General features: G+C 70.9%; 16 protein-coding genes. 6 read left to right on the top strand and 10 right to left on the bottom strand.

Going from position 1 to position 16,683, the window contains the following annotated elements:
• The 4 genes from galK to glpK form a co-directional block, all read right to left on the bottom strand.
• Positions 1-991: galactokinase (galK, locus tag QOL99_RS07565; protein ID WP_285522710.1), on the bottom strand; the 991-nt coding region annotated here is incomplete at its 3' end.
• On the bottom strand, positions 988-2,094 hold the full coding sequence (gene galT / locus QOL99_RS07560) for a galactose-1-phosphate uridylyltransferase (protein ID WP_285522709.1): 1,107 nt from the start codon (positions 2,092-2,094) through the stop codon (positions 988-990). The genes galT and galK, both read right to left, overlap by 4 nt.
• Positions 2,081-3,595, bottom strand: a complete 1,515-nt coding sequence (locus QOL99_RS07555) for a glycoside hydrolase family 36 protein (protein WP_285522707.1) — start codon at positions 3,593-3,595, stop codon at positions 2,081-2,083. The genes galT and QOL99_RS07555 overlap by 14 nt, the downstream gene beginning before the upstream one ends.
• A 29-nt stretch (positions 3,596-3,624) precedes the next feature.
• A complete protein-coding gene (gene glpK / locus QOL99_RS07550; protein ID WP_285522706.1) occupies positions 3,625-5,163 on the bottom strand; it encodes a glycerol kinase GlpK in 1,539 nt (512 codons plus the stop codon).
• Positions 5,164-5,493: 330 nt separating this feature from the next.
• On the opposite strand from glpK, the gene QOL99_RS07545 reads away from it, so the two are divergent.
• The 4 genes from QOL99_RS07545 (at position 5,494) to QOL99_RS07530 (ending at position 8,708) form a co-directional block, all read left to right on the top strand.
• The gene (locus QOL99_RS07545; RefSeq protein ID WP_285522705.1) at positions 5,494-6,537 is read left to right on the top strand and encodes a GGDEF domain-containing protein; all 1,044 of its coding nucleotides are present in this window, start codon (positions 5,494-5,496) and stop codon (positions 6,535-6,537) included.
• A 169-nt stretch (positions 6,538-6,706) separates the two neighbouring features.
• Entirely contained in the window at positions 6,707-7,819 is a 1,113-nt protein-coding gene (locus QOL99_RS07540) for a M42 family metallopeptidase (protein WP_285522703.1), read from the top strand.
• A gap of 242 nt (positions 7,820-8,061) precedes the next feature.
• Positions 8,062-8,514, top strand: a complete 453-nt coding sequence (locus QOL99_RS07535) for a hypothetical protein (protein WP_285522702.1) — start codon at positions 8,062-8,064, stop codon at positions 8,512-8,514.
• Entirely contained in the window at positions 8,511-8,708 is a 198-nt protein-coding gene (locus tag QOL99_RS07530) for a helix-turn-helix transcriptional regulator (RefSeq protein ID WP_285522701.1), read from the top strand. The genes QOL99_RS07535 and QOL99_RS07530 overlap by 4 nt, the downstream gene beginning before the upstream one ends.
• 172 nt (positions 8,709-8,880) lie before the next feature.
• Here the strand turns inward: QOL99_RS07530 and QOL99_RS07525 are convergent, their stop codons facing one another.
• The 4 genes from QOL99_RS07525 to QOL99_RS07510 all read right to left on the bottom strand — a co-directional run bounded on the left by QOL99_RS07525 (position 8,881) and on the right by QOL99_RS07510 (position 13,281).
• A complete protein-coding gene (locus QOL99_RS07525) occupies positions 8,881-9,933 on the bottom strand; it encodes a glycoside hydrolase family 43 protein (RefSeq protein ID WP_285522699.1) in 1,053 nt (350 codons plus the stop codon).
• A gap of 1 nt (position 9,934) precedes the next feature.
• On the bottom strand, positions 9,935-10,825 hold the full coding sequence (locus QOL99_RS07520; protein WP_285522698.1) for a carbohydrate ABC transporter permease: 891 nt from the start codon (positions 10,823-10,825) through the stop codon (positions 9,935-9,937).
• A 1-nt stretch (position 10,826) separates the two neighbouring features.
• Positions 10,827-11,780, bottom strand: a complete 954-nt coding sequence (locus QOL99_RS07515; RefSeq protein WP_407650153.1) for a carbohydrate ABC transporter permease — start codon at positions 11,778-11,780, stop codon at positions 10,827-10,829.
• A 184-nt stretch (positions 11,781-11,964) separates the two neighbouring features.
• Complete coding sequence (locus tag QOL99_RS07510) at positions 11,965-13,281, bottom strand: ABC transporter substrate-binding protein (RefSeq protein WP_285522697.1); 1,317 nt, start codon at positions 13,279-13,281, stop codon at positions 11,965-11,967.
• Positions 13,282-13,514: 233 nt separating this feature from the next.
• On the opposite strand from QOL99_RS07510, the gene QOL99_RS07505 reads away from it, so the two are divergent.
• Positions 13,515-14,483: a glycoside hydrolase family 43 protein gene (locus tag QOL99_RS07505; protein WP_285522696.1), complete on the top strand. Its 969-nt coding sequence runs from the start codon at positions 13,515-13,517 to the stop codon at positions 14,481-14,483.
• Between the two features lie 156 nt (positions 14,484-14,639).
• On the opposite strand, the gene QOL99_RS07500 is transcribed toward QOL99_RS07505, so the two are convergent.
• Together QOL99_RS07500 and QOL99_RS07495 are read right to left on the bottom strand one after the other, a co-directional pair.
• Entirely contained in the window at positions 14,640-15,947 is a 1,308-nt protein-coding gene (locus tag QOL99_RS07500) for an MFS transporter (protein ID WP_285522695.1), read from the bottom strand.
• Between the two features lie 155 nt (positions 15,948-16,102).
• Positions 16,103-16,258, bottom strand: a complete 156-nt coding sequence (locus QOL99_RS07495) for a hypothetical protein (protein WP_285522694.1) — start codon at positions 16,256-16,258, stop codon at positions 16,103-16,105.
• Between the two features lie 122 nt (positions 16,259-16,380).
• Here QOL99_RS07495 and QOL99_RS07490 point away from each other — a divergent pair.
• A partial coding sequence (locus QOL99_RS07490; protein ID WP_285522693.1) for a ribonuclease H family protein occupies positions 16,381-16,683 on the top strand: 303 nt, incomplete at its 3' end.

Genomic DNA, 16,683 nt, shown 5'->3' with positions numbered 1-16,683 from the left:
CCACCGCCGCCGCCGTCCCCGCCCGCACCAGCGCGACGAGCGACCCGCCGAAGCCCGCCCCGGTCATGCGGGCGCCGTAGACGTCCGGGTGGGCTTGCAGGGCCGCGACGATGGCGTCCACGACCGGGTGCGAGACCTCGTAGTCGTCCCGCAGGCTGGCGTGCGAGGCGTTCATCCACTTCCCGAAGCGCTCCGGACCCACGCCGGGCCGCACCGCCTCCAGCACCCGCGCGTTCTCGGTGACGACGTGCCGGGCCCGTTCGCGCAGGGGCGGGGGCAGGGCCTCCACCGCCGCCGGGTCTTGCACGTCCCGCAACTCGGGCACGCCGAGAAGCCGCGCGGCCTCCTCCACCTGGGCGCGGCGCTCGTTGTAGCCGGACTCCGCGAGGCGGCGGGGCACGCCGGAGTCGACCACCAGCACCTCCGCTCCTCCGGGCAGCGGAAGCATCTCGCGGTGCAGGGTCCGGGTGTCCAGAAAGAGCATCACCCCCGCCCGCGCGAAGGTGCTTGCCATCTGGTCCAGAATCCCCGACTTGACCCCCACGTACTCGTGCTCGACCCGCTGGGCCAGCAGCGCCAGCGCCTCGTCACCTATGTCCAGCACGCCCAGCTCGCGCAGGGCCCGCAAGGAGGCCACCTCCAGCGCCGCGCTGCTGGAGAGGCCGCCCGTCATGGGCACCTCGCTGGTCACGTGGACATTCAGGCCCTCCCGCGCCCCCCCCAGCGCCAGCGCCCCCGCCACGTAGCGCCCGAAGCCCCCGTCGGCATTCTCCCCGAGTCCGAAGGTGGCATGCTCATCCAGATCGGCGGCGTAGACGTGGTGCTCCTCCGTGCCGTTGGGGGCGAGACTGACCGTCGCCTCCTGCGGAATGGCAGTGGGCAGGACGTAGCCGCCCTGGTAATCGGTGTGTTCACCCAGCAGGTTGACCCGGCCCGGTGCGCGGGCGGTGACGGTCGGCGCGTGGCCGAAGATCTGCTCGAACGTCTTCATGGGACCTCCAGCCCCCGCAGCTCGGCGGCGGCGACTTCCGGGAACTTGTCGTTGGCGAACTCGCCCGCGCCCTGCTCGGTTCCGGCGAGGTACTTCATTCGGCCCGGCGCCCGCAGGTAGGGGTACAGCTCAATGTGGAGGGGGAACTCTGGATGCGCCTCCCCGTCCAGCGGCGCCTGATGCACCGTCAGCAGGTAGGGCATCCGCACGCCGAACAGGGCGTCGAGGCGCAGCAGCGCGTCTTTCAGCACGCGGGCGAAGGCGACCCGCTCGGCGTCTGTCAGCTCCGAGAGCCGCCCCACCGGGCGGGTGGGCAGCACCCACGTCTCGTAGGTGTAGCGGGCGAAGGGGGGCACCACGCTCAGGGCCTCTCCCTCGTCGCGGAGGAGTCGGCTTCCGGCCTCCCGCTCGGCGGCCACGAAGTCGGCCAGCCAGGGGCGCCCGTGCTCAGCTAAGTGCGTCCGCGCTCCCTCCAGCATCCGCGCCTGCACGGGCGGGATGTGGTCGTAGGCGTAGATCTGCCCGTGCGGATGGTGCAGGGTCACGCCGACCTCCACCCCCCGGTTTTCAAAGGCGAGGACGCTGCGAATCTTCCCGCCCTGCGCGAGCCGGGTGGTGCGGTCGGCCCACACCGCGAGCAGCAGGGCCATCTGCGCCCCCGACAGGCCCGCCAGCCGCCCCGAGGGGTCCTGACTGAACACGACCATCTCGCACTTGCCGGTGCCCGCCCGCTCGGAGGGGTGGGCCGGGTGCTCGGGCGGCGGCGCGTCCGGCGTCAGGCTGGGAAAGCGGTTGTCGAAGACGGCGAGGTCGTACCGGCCCTGCGGCAGCTCGGTCGGGTGCTCGGGATTGGTCGTGGGCGCCAGCGGGTTGTACTCGGGCGGCGGCAGAAACGTGCGGCCCAGACGGTGCGCCGCGTACATCACCCACTCGCCGCGCAGGGGGTGCCAGCGCATCGTGGGGCGCGGCACCGGCGGGTCCCCGGCGGGGCTGGGAATCTCGCCCCGGACCTCGACCGGCGCCAGGCCGTAGAGGGTCAGCGCCCGGCCGTCGGGTTTGGTGAACTCGGCGGCGTGAAAGGGAAGGGGGTCAGTCTCTGTCATGGGATACCTCGCGGCTGCGGTAACCGTGGGCGGGAATCCCCCCGGCGGCTGTCTGGGTCAGGTTGAAGGTGCCGCGCCCGAAGTGGGTCACGGCCCCGCCGAGGCTGTGGGTCAGGGTGCGAGGACGGTCGGGCGGGCTGAGCTCCAGACAGCGGCGCAACAGCGCCAGCTCGCGCCCGTCCAGCCCGCCCAGCGGGTCACTGCTCGCCCGCAGGCCGCCGATCACGTCCAGCATCCCGGCGACCGCGCCCCGCTCCTCTTCCGTCAGCAGGCTGCGTTCCCGGCGCACGATGGCGACATCGGGATCAGGCTGGTACCACGCGTGCGCATACCAGCGCGAGAGGGCCGTGTGCAGCGCGTTTCGTGCTGACGGCCCGGTCGCGTCCCCCAGCCACAGCCGCCGCGATTCCTCCTCCCAGAGGGGGGCCACGTCCGGCCCGGTCCGCATGGCGTCGAGGAGCCCCACCGAGGCGGCCAGCGGCGCCCCGCAGCCCAGCAGAAAGGCGTCCTCACCCGCGCCGTCGCGGAGGGCTTGCAACCCCATCCGGTATGCCCCCGCCCGGCTCACCGCCGGGTCGTGCCGCACCCCCGGCAGGGCCCCCCCGAACAGGAAATCCAGCTTGAGGTACGGGTAGCCCCACCCCCGCACCGTCGCCGCGAGGTCGCGCAGCCAGGTCAGGACCTCCGGGTGGGTGGTGTCCAGCGCGTGATTCGGCCCGCCCCAGTTGTGCCCGGCCAGCAGCGGTTGACCGTCCTCACCGCGCAGCAGCCACTCGGGGTGCTCGGCCGCCAGCCGCGAGGTCGGCGCGGCCAGAAAGGGCGCCAGCCACAGCCCCGGCGTGAAGCCCAGCTCGCGCAGCGGCCCCGGCAGGTCGCGGGCGTGGCCCCCGAAGCCCGGCGAGGCGTCCAGCCAGTCCCCGATGCCCGCCTGAAAGCCGTCGTCGAGCTGGAACACGTCGAAGGGGAGCCGCAGGTCGCGGGCCAGCCGCGCGTTTTGCAGCACCGCCTCCAGCGTCACGTCCCGGTAGTACGAGTACCAGCTGCACCACACCCGCAGCGGGGGCGGGGTGCGGGCGTTCATGGCCTGCCCCAGCCGCGCGGCGAGGGCCTCCAGGGTGCCGATCACGTCGCCCGTCTCCTCCCAGGCGACCCCGGTGGGCGGTCCCTCCTGGGTGCAGGTCACCTCGACGTTTCCATTCCCGGCGCGGGCCTCCCAGTGGGTGAAGGTGGCGGCGGCGTTCCCCGCGCAGCCCACCCAGCCGCCCCCGTCCGGGCGAACCAGCGCGATCAGCGTGTGCGAGCGCCACACGCCCGCCTCGCCGCTGGGAAGGAAGGCGGGGTCGTGGCCCTGCTCCTGCCGCCAGCGCATCAGCGGGACGCTCTGAAGGTCGGTGAGGGGGCGCAGCTCGGCCTCGCTCCACGACTGGTAGCCGCTGACGAGCACGCGCACCTCCTCGGGCGGGGCGGGGAGGGTCCAGCTCCGGAGGGCGGGTGGGTCCATGCCGCAGCATAGGGCCGCCGGGGTGCCGATCATTCCTGTTCGTCCTCCGCCTCTGCCCACCCCCGGCTGCGCTCCACGGCCTGCCGCCAGCGGGCGAGGCGGTGCTCGCGTTCGTCTCCCGGCAGCGCGGGCTCGAAGACCCGCTCCTCCTGCCACAGCCGCGCCGCGTCCTCCACGCCGTCCCAGAAGCCCACCGCCAGCCCGGCGAGGAGGGCCGCGCCCAGCGCCGTCGTCTCGGTCACGCGCGGGCGCACCACCGGCACGCCCAGCAGGTCGGCCTGAATCTGCATCAGCAGGGCGTTGCGGCTGCCCCCGCCGTCCACCCGCAGTTCGCGCAGCGGGGCCGCGTGGTCCCGGCGCATGGCGAGCAGCACCTCGGCAGACTGAAAGGCGGTCGCCTCCAGCGCGGCGCGGGCGAGGTGGGCCCCGGTCGTTCCGCGCGTCAGGCCCACCAGCGTGCCCCGCGCGTGGGGGTCCCAGTACGGCGCCCCCAGCCCCACGAAGGCGGGCACGAAATACACGCCGCCCGACGTGGGCACGCTGGCCGCCAGCGCCTCCACCTCCTGCGCCTCCCGGATCAGGCCCAGCCCGTCGCGCAGCCAGCCCACCGCCGCCCCCGCCACGAAGACGCTGCCCTCCAGCGCGTAGGTCCGACCGGCTCCCAGAGGCCCGGCTCCCAGGTGCCCGGCTCCCAGGTCCCATGCCACGGTCGTGAGCAGGCGGTGCCCGCTGGGAACGGCCTGGGTGCCCGTGTTCAGCAGCAGGAAACAGCCGGTCCCGTAGGTATTTTTCGCCATCCCCGGCGTCAGGCAGGCCTGCCCGAAGGTCGCCGCCTGCTGGTCCCCCGCGATCCCCGCGACCGGAATCCGGTGCCCGAACAGGTGCGCGGCGGTGTGGCCGTAGACCTCCGAACTCGGGCGCACCTCCGGCAGCAGGGCGCGGGGAATCTCCAGCAGCCCCAGCAGCTCATCGTCCCAGTCCCCGGTGCGGAGGTTGTACAGCAGCGTCCGGCTGGCGTTCGTCGCGTCGGTGACGTGCAACTCGCCCCCCGTGAGCTGCCAGACCAGCCACGAGTCCACCGTTCCGAAGGCCAGCTCGCCCCGCTCGGCCCGCTCCCGTGCGCCGGGCACGTGGTCGAGCAGCCAGCGCAGCTTGGTGCCGCTGAAGTAGGGGTCGAGCAGCAGGCCCGTCTTTGCCCGGAAGGTGTCTTCCAGCCCCCGCGCCCGCAGCTCGGCGCACAGGGGCGCGGTGCGGCGGTCCTGCCACACGATGGCCCGGTGCAGCGGCTCCCCGGTGCGGCGGTCCCACAGCAGCGTCGTCTCGCGCTGGTTGGTGATCCCGATGGCCGCCACGTCACTCGGCCGGGCCCCGGCGCGGGCCAGGGCTTCTTGCGCCACGCCGATCTGGGTGCTCCACAGCTCGCCGGGGTCGTGCTCGACCCAGCCGGGCCGGGGAAACTGCGGCGGCACCTCCTTTTGCGCGAGGGCCTGCACCCGGCCTTCCCGGTCGAACAGCAGCGCCCGGCTGCTGCTGGTGCCCTGATCGAGCGCGAGGACATAGCGGGTCATGAAGCCTCCGGGGCGGGCGCGGAGCAGGGCAGGGCCATGCGTCCGTTCTAGAGCATTGGGCAGCAGGGTGAGCGCTGTTCTGCCGCTCCTTCGTTCCGGCCCTTTCCCCTCGCGGGACTCGCAGAGCTGCTGGCAGAGGGGGCCTTGCCGGGCAGCGGATGGGGGGGCGTCCAGACCCGCTCGGCGAACATCCTCCGTCGTCACATGCCCTGCGGCACTCGCCCCCCGTCGGCGCGGTCCCCCCCCGGCGAGAACCGGGAAATGGGTGGCGGCGCTGTGTGACGCAGCTGTGACGCAGCTGTGACGACCGGTTTCCTACAGTGCCGCGAGATGCGCCGCCCCCGGTTCACGTTGCTCCTGCTCGACCCGATGAAGCTGGTGTTGACGGCCCCGCTGCTCGCGTCGGTGCTGGGGATCATGATCCTGTTCGCCCTGGACACGGCCCATCCCTTTTACCTGGGCCTGCTGGGGGTGGTGCTGGTGTTCGACCTGCTGGGGCTGTGTGGCCCCGCGTGGCTGCGCGGGTGGCTGCGGCGGCATTTTGCGGTCGCGTACGTCCTGGTCCTGCTGAGCGCGTGGGGCGTGTCCTTTTACCTGCTGCCGGACCATCCGGCCTCCCCGATGGTGCGCGTGGCGACCGTGCTGCACACGACCACCCTGTACGTCTTTCTCTTTCTGCGCCGCCCGCCGCTGGTGGCCGCCCGGCAGGCGTTCCTGACCCTGGGGGCCTTTGTGGTGGCGGTCGCGCCCTACAGCGGGCAGAGCTTTGGCTGGGGCGGCGCCTTCGATGGCCCGACCCTGCCGCTGACCCTGCTGACCGCCCACGGCACGCTGATTCTGGCCTTGCGGTCCTTCTCGGGGGCGCGGGCGGCACTGGCCGACGAACAGGCCCGCTCGCGGCTGCTGCACGACCTCGCGCACCGCGACCCCCTGACCGGCCTCGCCAACCGCCGCGCCCTTGAGCAGGACCTCGCCGGGCACCCGCGCCGGGCAGGGGCACTCCTCGCCGTGATCGACGTGGACGGGCTCAAGGGAGTCAACGACACCCTGGGCCACGCCGCCGGGGACGACCTGCTGCGGCGCTTCGCGGGGGGCTTCGCCCGCGCGGTGGGGCCGGGGGGCCGCGCCTACCGCATCAGCGGCGACGAGTTCGCCCTGCTGATCCCCGGCCCGGCCTCTCCCGACCTGGAAGAACTCGCCGAGTCAGTCGCCGCAGAGGTGCGCCGGACCTACCCCCAGGCCGGGGCCAGCGTGGGGGGTGCCCCCTGGCAGGCAGGCGAGAGCGCGAGTGCCTGGCTCGCCCGCGCCGACCGCGCCATGTACCGCCACAAGGAGCGGGGGCGGCCGTCCGGGCGGCCGGACGACCTGAGGTGATACGGATTCGGATAGAACAGGTCTCGTAACTGTTCTACCCGAGCAGAGTGAGTGGGAGAAAACGGTCGCTGGGAAAGGAATTATCCCACCGGCGCTCTCCCGGTGGGATAACGGAGTGGACGGCAACCGTATGTCCTCCCCTGGGCGGGGACCACCCTATCCTGGCCCCATGTCTGTTTCCCAGCCCGCCCCCGAAACCGCGCGCCTCCTCGCCCACCTGCGCGACCTCGTGGCCCTGACCGGCCCCAGCGGCTCGGAGGAGGACGTGATCCGCGCCGTGTACCGCGCTGCCCGGCCGCTGGCCGACCGGGCAGAGGTGGACGCCTTCGGCAACGTGGTCGCCGTGCGGGAGGCTGCCTCGCCGCAGGCCCGCCGCCTGATTCTCGCCGCGCACCTCGACGAGGTGGGCTTCCGGGTGCGGGGGGTCACGCCGGGCGGCTTCCTGCGGCTGGAGAAGGTGGGCGGCACCGACGACCGCATCCTGCTCGCCCAGCGGGTACGGATTCGCACCGCCGGGGGGCCGCTGACCGGGGTGATCGGCACGAGAAGCGCCCACCTCCTCACCGACGCCGACCGCTCCCGCGTGGTCCCGCAGGCCGAGCTGTACGTGGACGTGGGTGCCCGCAGCGCCGAGGAAGCGGCGGGCATGGGCATCCGGGTGGGCGACCCGGTGGGCTTCGTGGGCGAGCTGACCGAACTCGGGCGTGGCAGCGGGCGCTACACCGCGCACGCCCTCGACGACCGCGCCGGGGCCGCCGTGCTGCTCGCCCTGCTGGAGCGTTACCGCGAAACGCCTCCGCCCGTCACCCTGATCGTGGCCTTCACCACCCAGGAGGAGGTCGGCCTGCGCGGGGCTGCCGCCGTCGCCCGCGCCCACGGGGCCGACGTGGCGCTGGCCCTCGACATGACCGCCGCCGACGATACCCCCGAGTTCGCCGCGCCGCACCTGTCCCTGGGGGGCGGCCCCACCGTCAAGGTGATGGACTTTTCCACCCTCTCGCACCCCGCCGTGCGCCGGGGACTGGAGGCCGCCGCCCGGTCCCGTGGCCTGAGCGTGCAGCCCGAACTGCTGCGCGGCATCGGCACCGACGCGGGGGCGCTGCAGCACGCGGGCCAGGGCATCCCGGCGGGCGCGGTGTCGGTCGCCAACCGCTACACCCACAGCCCGGTGGAGGTGCTGGACCTCGCGGACCTGCTGGGGGCGCTGGAACTGCTGGACGGCTTCGTGCAGGGCCTGCCGGGCCTCGACCTGCGCTTCGTGGCGCTGGACGTGGAGGAGTGACGCTCCAGCTCTCCTGAAGAAGGGACCGGCAACGGGAATGTCAACGTCGCTTGACACACCCCCTCGTGCCCCCTAGAGTGAGTCAAGCCTCCTTGACATAACGGCAAGGACCCTTGACCCTCTCCTCTTCGATGCTCCGAGGTTCCCATGAACGGTTCGCTCCTGCCTGCCGCCTTCCCCCCATCCCTCGCCGCCGTCATCTCCGCCAGACAGAGCAGTTCCGCGCCACTGCTGGAGCGGCGGTGAGCGCCGCGAAGAAGGCCAACCGGGACCGGCAGTGGTCGAGGGTGCGCCGGGTGGAGTTCGTCTACGTCGCCGTGATGTCTGTCCTGATCGTCGGCCTGTTCGGCTACGCCTCCTTGCGCCCGGCCTCCGATCTGGTGTTCTGGCTGGTCACCGGGCTCACCATGCTGCTGGGCCTGGGGATCTGGGTGCGGCAGTATCAGGTCCTCGACGAGCTGGGGCGGCTGCGCTTTCTGAAAAGCTGGATGGTGAGTGGCATGGTCACCCTCTCGAGTCTGACGTGGGCGCTGCTGTGGGGCATCTACGAGGACGTGAAGCGCTCGGGAGAAGCCGGGACCTCCGGCCTCCCTGACGTCCCGTTCTGGTTCGTCTACCTGTCGATGCTCGCTGGCCTCGTGGCGATGGGCCTGACCAATCTTTACCTGCGCCGTCAGGACGAACGTGCCGAATGAAAAACCGCATCAAAGTTCTCCGCGCCGAGCGTGGCCTGACCCAGGCGGAACTGGCCGAGCGGCTCGACGTGTCGCGCCAGACCGTCAACGCGCTGGAGACGGGCAGGTACGACCCCAGCCTGCCCCTGGCCTTCCGGATCGCGCGGCTCTTCGGCCTGCGAATCGAGGACATCTTCTCGGATGAACCGGCCTGAAGGACTGGCCACAAAGAGACCTTCTTTCTGACCGAGCCGACTGGCAAAGCTCCGCAGGAGAGGATGGAGCCGTGAGGGGTGCCTTTCCTCTCACGGCGGAATTCGGACACATGCTCTGACTGAAAAAGCCCCCCGGGCCTGCCGGCGGTCGGGGGACGTTCATACAACTTCCTCAGGGCCGCGCCGGGGCCACCTGCGGCGTCAGGCTGGGGCCTTTCAGCACCGCCAGCCCGTTTTTCCAGGTCAGCGCGTCGATCCGCATGGACCGCTGCCCTCCTTTCTCGTAGCCGATCTGCCCCGCCGTCCAGGCGTGGTAGTACAGCCACGGGTTGCCCTTGCCGTCGGTGATGATGCCCTGCCCGCCGGGTCCGGCGACCTTGCCTTTCGTCGCCAGCCAGGGCTCCTCGCGGCTGAGCTTGCGGAAGGGTCCGGTCGGGCTGGAGGCCACCGCGTACCCCACCGCGTAGGTGTCGCTGTTGTAGTCGGCGGCGCTGTAAAAGAGGTAGTACTTGTTCGCCCGCGTGTACACCTGCGGCGCCTCGATCAGGTTGCCCTCCCACAGCGCCCCGTTGTAGATCAGGTCGGTGGGCTTGCCCGTGAGCTTCAGGCCGTCCGCGCTGAGCTTCTGCACCCAGATGCCGGTGAACTGCCCGCAGCAGTTGCCGTCGTTCTTCCAGTACAGGTAGCGCTGCCCGCCTCGGTCCTGAAAGGGGCTGGCGTCGATGCTCCCCCCGAGGTCGAGCTGGCAGACCAGCGGCGCTTTGCTGGTGTCGTTGAAGGGACCGGTCGGCAGCCTGCTCACCGCCACGCCGATGCACTGGCGTCCGCTCTCCACGTGGCGGGCGGTGTAGTACAGGACGTACCCGGCGCCCGTGCGGGCCACCTCGGGGGCCCAGGTGTAGCCGCCCGTCGCCCAGGCTCCCAGCCGCCCCATGCCCTCGCCCACCCGCTGCCAGTTCACCAGATTGCTACTTTTCAGGACGGGCAGGTCCACCCCGCCGCTGTTCGTGCCGTAGGCGTAGTAGGTGCTACCCACCCGCAGGATGAAGGGGTCCGGGAAGTCGTCGGGAATGACCGGGTTGGTGTAGGTCGCGGGCCTGGCGGCGGGCCGCGCCTGCGCGAGCGGCTCACTGGTCCCCGCCCCGGCAGGGACCCCGCCCGTGCCCAGCCCCAGCAGCAGGGCGGCGAGCAGGGGAGAGGCGGAAGTACGGAAGTTCAGGCCCATGTCACTCCTTGAGGCCCGTGGTGGACAGGCCCTCGATCAGGTAGCGCTGCGCGAGCAGGTAGGCGATCAGCACCGGGATGCTGGCGATGGCGGTTGAGGCCATCAGCTTGCCGTAGTCGGTCACGTAGCGCTGCGAGAAGGTGTTCACCCCGACGGGCAGCGTGAGCTTGTCGAGGTCGGTGATCACGAAGGTCGGCCAGATGAAGTTGTTCCACGAGCCCATGAACGAGAAGACCGCCAGCGTCACCAGCGACGGCAGGCTCAGCGGCAGGATCACGTGCCACAGCACCTGCAGGCTGTTGGCGCCGTCCAGCCGCGCGGCTTCCTCGAGTTCACGCGGCAGCCCCAGGAAAAACTGCCGCAGCAAGAAGACCCCGAAGGCCCCCGCCATCCCCGGCCAGATCAGCGAGTGGAAGGAGTTGATCCAGTCGAAGCGGATCATCATCAGGTAGCTGGGAATCAGGGTCACGATTCCCGGAATCATCATCGAGCCCAGGATGAACCAGAAGATCGCCTCGCGCCCCGGAAAACGCATCCGCGCCAGCGGGTAGGCCGTCAGTGCGCACAGCGCCACATGCAGCACCGTGAACACCGTCGCCACGAAGAACGAATTCCACATCCAGCGCAGGATGTTGCCGTCGGGCGAGGTCAGCACCTCGCGGTAGTTGTCGATGGTGGGATTGGCGGGAATCCACTGGGTCGGCGTGGAGATCACGTCCACTTCCGGTTTCACCGAGGTTGCCAGCATCCAGTACACCGGGGCCAGGAAGATGATCGCCAGCACGCACAGCAGCGCGAAACGCGGCAGGTCACGCGGAGCGCGGAAGCGCCGGGGTGGGCGGGTGGTCGCCGTTTCCGGCAGCGTTCCGGCGCGGGTCGAGGGAGCCGCCATCCTAGCCCTCCCCCCTGGCGTCCCGCGCCATGATGCGGAACTGCAGGTAGGTGAAGATCAGCATCGCCAGTCCGAACATGAACGCCATCGCGGAGGCGCTGGAAAACTGGTTGTTGGAAAAGGCCTCCTCGGTGATGTACTGGATGGTGCTCTGGGTGGTGCGGTTGGGCCCGCCGGACGTGATCACCAGCGTCTGCCCGAACAGCTGGAAGCTCGCCAGCACGGTGGTCACGAACACGAACAGGGTGACCGGGGCCAGCAGCGGCCAGGTGATGAAGCGGAACTTGGCCCAGGGGGTCGCCCCGTCGATCTCGGCGGCCTCGTAGTAGCTCTGCGAGATGTTGCCCAGCCCCGCGAGGTACAGGGTCATGTTGAACCCGATGGTCCACCACACCGTCCCCACGATGACCGGCACCCACGCCAGCCCCTCGGTCGAGAGAAAGGGCAGCGGCTGCAGCCCCAGCAGGTCGGTCCGCACCGCGTTGACCAGCCCGATCTGGTTGTCGAACATCCAGCGCCACAGGATGCCCATCACCGAGACGGTCAGGATGCCCGGCAGAAAGAACACCGACCGGAAAAAGGCCCGCCCGAAGATGGGCCGGTGCAGCAGCAGCGCCAGCCCCAGCGACGCGCCGATCAGCAGCGGCACGCTGATCAGCGTGAAAAAGCCGGTGTTCTTCATCGAGTTCCAGAAGAACTGCGACTGCGGCGTCTCCGGGTCAAACAGGTTGCGGTAGTACTCCAACCCCACGAAGGGCCGCGTCTCGGCCAGCAGGTCCCAGCGGTGCAGGCTCACGAAGAGGCCGTAGCCCACCGGATACACCACGAACACCAGAAAGAGCAGCAGGAAGGGCAGCAGGTACAGGTAGGGCGTGATCGCACCGCCCTCGCGGCCCCCCCGGCGGCGGCGGGCCTCGCGGGGGCGAGCGGCCTTGCCCGGCACGCTGAGGCTCACGGCGCTCTCCGGGACAGACTGCGGCGGCACAGCGCCAAAGGTCGCCGCGAGCACCGGACAGGGCGGCGCTCGCGGACGGGGGGTTCGGGTTGCGGGTGGGTCATGGGGCACCTCCTCTGGCGGGAAGGTGGCGGGTTCCGGGCCCCTCGCCCGGTGGGGAAAGAACCGGAACCCGCCCGGGGGCTTACTGGAAGGTCTTGCGGGCCTGCGTGATCTGCTTGTTGGCCTCGCTGACCCCGGCGTCGAGCGCGGCCTTCACGCTCTGCTTGCCGCTGTAGGCGTTGGCCCAGGCGTTGTCGAAGGGGCCCAGCACCTGCCCGCCCCAGGGGAAACCGGAGGTCGCGTAGATGTTGCCCAGCTTGGCAAACACGCCCGCGATGGGTCGCCCCTCGAATTTCTTGTTGTTGGCGACGGTCGCCATCACCGGCAGACTTCCGGCTTCCGTCCAGGCGAGGTTCTGGTTCGGGGAAGTCATCCAGTTGACAAAGGCCAGCGCGGCGCGGCGCTTGTTGGCGTCGTACCCGGCCCGCTGCCTGGGCAGCGTCATGTGGCTGCTGCCGCCCCAGGCCGCGTCCTGCTTGGTCCCGATGCGCGGTACGAAGGCGATGCCGAAATTCATCTTCTGCTGCTCGAAGCGGTCGGTGTACCATTGCCCGGAGGGGAAAAAGCACACCTTGCCCTGGCTGAAGGCCGCGAGTTCGGCTTCCTCGGTGCTGTTGGCGCGGGCCACATTGTGCTTTTGCACGAGGTCGACCAGGAACTGCACGGCTTCGACGGCCTGCGGACTGTTGAAGCTCGCGTTGAGCTTGCTGTCGACCAGCGAGCCGCCGTTTTGCAGGATCGCGGCGTAGGCCAGGCGCGAGCCCACCCAGTTGTTGTAGAGGCTGATGCCCCAGGTGTTCAGGCTCCTGGCGTCAAAGCCCGACTGCCCCGGCTTGCGGCCATTGCGGTCGGTCGTGCAGGCGCGGGAGGCCGCGAGCAGTTCGGCGCGGGTGGTGGGCACCTTGGTCACGCCGGACTTCTTCATCAGGTCCTTGTTGTAGAACATGACGTACGCCACCGAGGAGATCGGCACCCCGTAGGACTTGCCCTCGTAGTCGGCGGTCTTGAACAGCGGGCCGTAGAAACGCGACTTGCTGATGCCCGCCGACTGCAATTCCGCGTTCGTGAGCGGCGAGACGGCTCCACGCGCGATGAAGTTGGTGATCTGGTCCTCGTTGATCACCACCACGTCGGGAGCGCGGCCCGAGGCCACCAGCGAGGGCAGTTGCTGCCAGGTCGTGCCCCAGGGCTGGGCCTGCCCCCGCACCTGGATGTTGGGGTGCGCCGCGTTGAACTGCGCGATCAGCCGCTCCATCACCGGGCGGTCGGCCCCGGTAAAGCCGTGCAGGTAGGTCAGGGTGACTTTCGGCCCCCTGTACGAGGTCTGGGTCTGGGCAGCCGCGACTCCGCCGAGGCCAGCAGCGAGCAGCAGGGCGGTGACGTTGAGGGTCCGGTTCATGGTGCCTCCAATGTGCGAGAACGGAAAGGTGGCGCAACCTCTGAAGGCGCGGCGAGGCCCCCTGCGGCGCGGGAAGGGATCAGGCGAGGGGGCCGGAGCGCACTGGCCCGGCAAACACCGTGTCTAAAGGATTGCTTGGGGCGAGCATACCACCCTGCCCTCCCGCCCTCCTGCGACACTGCGGGGGTCAGGTTGACCGAATCTTTAACCGCCCGCCCCCTCCCGGAGACGCCATGCCCGACGAGACCTCACCCCGGACCTACACCAATCCCGTCTATCCGCACTATTTCGCCGACCCGTTCGTGCTCCGGCACGCAGAGGACTACTACGCCTACGGGACCAGCGGCCGCCCGCACGACTCGGGCCGCGCTTTCGAGGTCCTGCACTCGCGCGATCTGCTGCACTGGGAGCCGCTGGGCGGGGCGCTGGAACCGCTGGGCGGCGAGAATGCCCGCGACTACTGGGCGCCGGAGGTGGCCTTTCACGCGGGGCAGTTCTACCTGTATTACTCGGCGGGCGTGGGGGACCAGGGCCACCAGCTGCGCGTCGCCGTCTCCGGGCGCCCCGAGGGGCCCTTCCGTGACGCCGGGGTCATCCTCACGCCCGGCGACCCCTTCACCATCGACGCCAGCCCCTTTCGGGACGAGGACGGGAGGTGGTACCTCTACTACGCCCGCGACTTTTTGGACGGCGAGCGGGTGGGCACGGCACTCGCGGTGGACCGCCTGGAGGGGATGACCCGCCTCGCCGGGGAGCCGCGCACCGTCTTACGGGCGACCGCCGACTGGCAGATCTTCCGGCGCGACCGTGAGATGTACGGGGCGATTCGTGACTGGTACACGCTGGAAGGGCCGTTCGTGGTCAGGCGGGGCGGGCGCTACTACTGCTTTTACTCGGGCGGCGCGTGGGAGGAACCCAATTACGGCGTGTCCTGGGCGGTGGCCGACCATCCCCTCGGCCCCTGGACCGAGCCCCCGTCGGACGGTCCCACCCTGCTGCGCTCGGTGCCCGGCCGGGTGATCGGCCCCGGCCACAACTCGGTGGTGACGGGTCCCGACGGCCGCGATTACCTCGTCTACCACGCCTGGGACCCGGAGAAGACGGCGCGGCGGATGTGTCTCGACGCCATCGAATGGACGCCGGACGGCCCCCGGGTGGACGGCCCCAGCTTCGCGCCGCGCCCGGCGCCGCTGCCGCGCTAGAGCATGTGCCATAAGAATGCGGTGGGTTTCCGCATTCGTTGGCCGAGCGGACTTGCAAAGCTGCGCAGCAGAGCGAGCGAATTGAAGAAGAGCATTGGGCATTCGGGGAGGCACCTGGGGCGCCCTTCCCCGGGGGCCGTCATTCTGTCAAATGCTCTAGAGCTGACGCGGTGTCGGAGACGGAGTGGGGGAGGGCCGCGCTCCCTCGTCTCCCGGCCCCGCTTCCCCCAGGTGCAGCGAGCGCAGCGCGGGCACTCGCCACGCGACGAGCGCGACGACGATCAGCGTGACCACCCCGCCCGCCCACACCGAGCGCACGGTGCCCAGCGCACTCGCGGCCACGCCGCTTTCCAGGGCACCGAGTTCGTTGCTCGACCCGATAAACAGCAGGCTGACCGCCGCCACCCGCCCGCGCAGGTGGTCCGGGGTCCGCAGCCGCAGGATGGCCTTGCGAATCACCATGTTCACCCCGTCGAACACCCCGGTGAAAAAGAGGGCCACCAGCGACACCGCGAAGTCCCGCGACAGCGCGAACACGATGATGCTGACCCCGAACCCCGCCACCCCCCACAGCAGCGTGCGCCCGCTGTTGCGCAGCGGCGGGTGCCGGGTGGCCCACAGCATGACCAGCAGGGCCCCCAGCGCCGGGGCCGCCAGCAGCAGCCCCAGCCCGCGCGGTCCCACCCCCAGGATGTCGGAGGCGAAGACGGGCAGCAGCGCCACCACCCCGCCGAACAGCACGGCAAAGAGGTCCAGTGCCATCGACCCCAGGATCACCGGGTCGCGCCGCACGAACCTCAGCCCGCCCCGGATGCTCTGGGCCATGCTCTCGCGCGGGGGGGGCGCGGGCTGCGGCTTGGGGGCGATGCGCCACAGCGCCGCCCACGCCGTCAGCGTCAGCCCCGCGATCAGGGCGTAGGTGCCGCTCGCGCTCCAGGTGGCGAGCAGCACTCCTCCCAGCGCCGGGCCAATAATCCCGGTCGCCTGCCCCACGCTCCCCAGCCACGCCGAGGCGTTCACGAAGGCCGGGGCCGGAACGATCCGCGTCTCGAAGGCCGACGACGCCGGGTCCCCGAATCCCCGCGCGATCCCCGCCACGAACACCAGTCCGAACAGCACGCCGATCGTCCCCGTGTCCGCGTCCCGCGAGGCCAGCGCCAGCCCCAGGGCGCACGCCGCGAAGACCAGCCGCGTGACCAGCAGGATGGCGCGGCGGTCCAGCCGGTCGGCATAGTGCCCGCCGATCAGCGCCAGCCCCAGCGCCGGAATCGCCTCGACGAGGCCCAGCAGCCCCAGCATCAGGGGACTGCGTGTCAGCTCGTACACCTGAAAGCCGATGGCCACCGCCAGCATCCGGCTCGCCAGCGAGGAAAAGGTGGAGGAGAGCAGCAGCGCCCGGAACTCCGGGAACCGCAGGGCGGCGGCCGCGTCGGCGGGGGCAGGGGCAGGAGCAGGGGCAGTCATGCGGGCAGAGGCAGCCTAGAGCATTGGACAGAATGACGGCCCCCGGAGGAAAGCATCCCAGGTGCCTCCCCAGGCTGCCCAATGCTCCTGTCCCATTCACTCGCTTTGCTCGGCCAACGAATGCGGAAACCCACCGCATTCTTATGGCAAATGCTCTAGTGCACCGCCGCCCACTCCGGCCCATTGACCCCGGCCCCCGGCGGCGAAATGATGCCCCCATGCTGCCTGCCCTCCGTGACCGCCCGCGCGGCATCGGCGCCGTCCCCGGCGATGAGTGGCCCCTGCTGCTGCGGTTCCGGCGACTCCGCCACGGTGCTCTGCACAGTGGCCGGGGCCGCGCTGGGGACGGCTGCCGGGCCGCTGACCCTCCCGGGGTGCCCCCCACCCCCATTTCCCGGACCCGCCGACCTGCCCGGCCGCGCCCCTCTCCACGGTGACGCCTGAGCCTGCCCCCCCGGACGCCGGGGACCTCTGGCACGTCTACACCGACGGCAGCACCCGCCACGAGCGGCGGCAGACCTTTTCTGGCTGGGCGGCGCGGGCGGTGCAGCCGCACACCCGCGAGGTGCGCCAGATCAGCGGCGCCCGTCCCGGCGGCACCTCGCTGGAGGCCGAGACCGAGGCCATCCTCGCCGGGCTGCGGCTGGTGCCCGGCGGGGCTCCGGTGCGGCTCTTGAGCGACCTCGAACTCCGGGCGCTGCTGGAGGTGCTGCAGTCCCCGGCGGGCGAGGCGGCC

It is taken from the genome of Deinococcus rhizophilus (genome assembly GCF_030271215.1).
GTDB classification, from domain to species: Bacteria; Deinococcota; Deinococci; order Deinococcales; family Deinococcaceae; genus Deinococcus; species Deinococcus rhizophilus.
The sequence above is the reverse complement of the archived record's forward strand: the minus strand, read 5'-3'. Positions and strand labels throughout refer to the sequence as shown.

What these genes read in the sequence shown, in the direction of transcription:
- galT (WP_285522709.1), bottom strand. Translation starts at nt 2,094, where the DNA reads ATGACAGAGACTGACCCCCTTCCCTTTCACGCCGCCGAGTTCACCAAA.
- QOL99_RS07525 (WP_285522699.1), bottom strand. Translation starts at nt 9,933, where the DNA reads ATGGGCCTGAACTTCCGTACTTCCGCCTCTCCCCTGCTCGCCGCCCTG.
- QOL99_RS07520 (WP_285522698.1), bottom strand. Translation starts at nt 10,825, where the DNA reads ATGGCGGCTCCCTCGACCCGCGCCGGAACGCTGCCGGAAACGGCGACC.
- QOL99_RS07555 (WP_285522707.1), bottom strand. Translation starts at nt 3,595, where the DNA reads ATGGACCCACCCGCCCTCCGGAGCTGGACCCTCCCCGCCCCGCCCGAG.
- QOL99_RS07500 (WP_285522695.1), bottom strand. Translation starts at nt 15,947, where the DNA reads ATGACTGCCCCTGCTCCTGCCCCTGCCCCCGCCGACGCGGCCGCCGCC.
- QOL99_RS07545 (WP_285522705.1), top strand. Translation starts at nt 5,494, where the DNA reads ATGCGCCGCCCCCGGTTCACGTTGCTCCTGCTCGACCCGATGAAGCTG.
- QOL99_RS07510 (WP_285522697.1), bottom strand. Translation starts at nt 13,281, where the DNA reads ATGAACCGGACCCTCAACGTCACCGCCCTGCTGCTCGCTGCTGGCCTC.
- QOL99_RS07540 (WP_285522703.1), top strand. Translation starts at nt 6,707, where the DNA reads ATGTCTGTTTCCCAGCCCGCCCCCGAAACCGCGCGCCTCCTCGCCCAC.
- glpK (WP_285522706.1), bottom strand. Translation starts at nt 5,163, where the DNA reads ATGACCCGCTATGTCCTCGCGCTCGATCAGGGCACCAGCAGCAGCCGG.
- QOL99_RS07530 (WP_285522701.1), top strand. Translation starts at nt 8,511, where the DNA reads ATGAAAAACCGCATCAAAGTTCTCCGCGCCGAGCGTGGCCTGACCCAG.
- QOL99_RS07505 (WP_285522696.1), top strand. Translation starts at nt 13,515, where the DNA reads ATGCCCGACGAGACCTCACCCCGGACCTACACCAATCCCGTCTATCCG.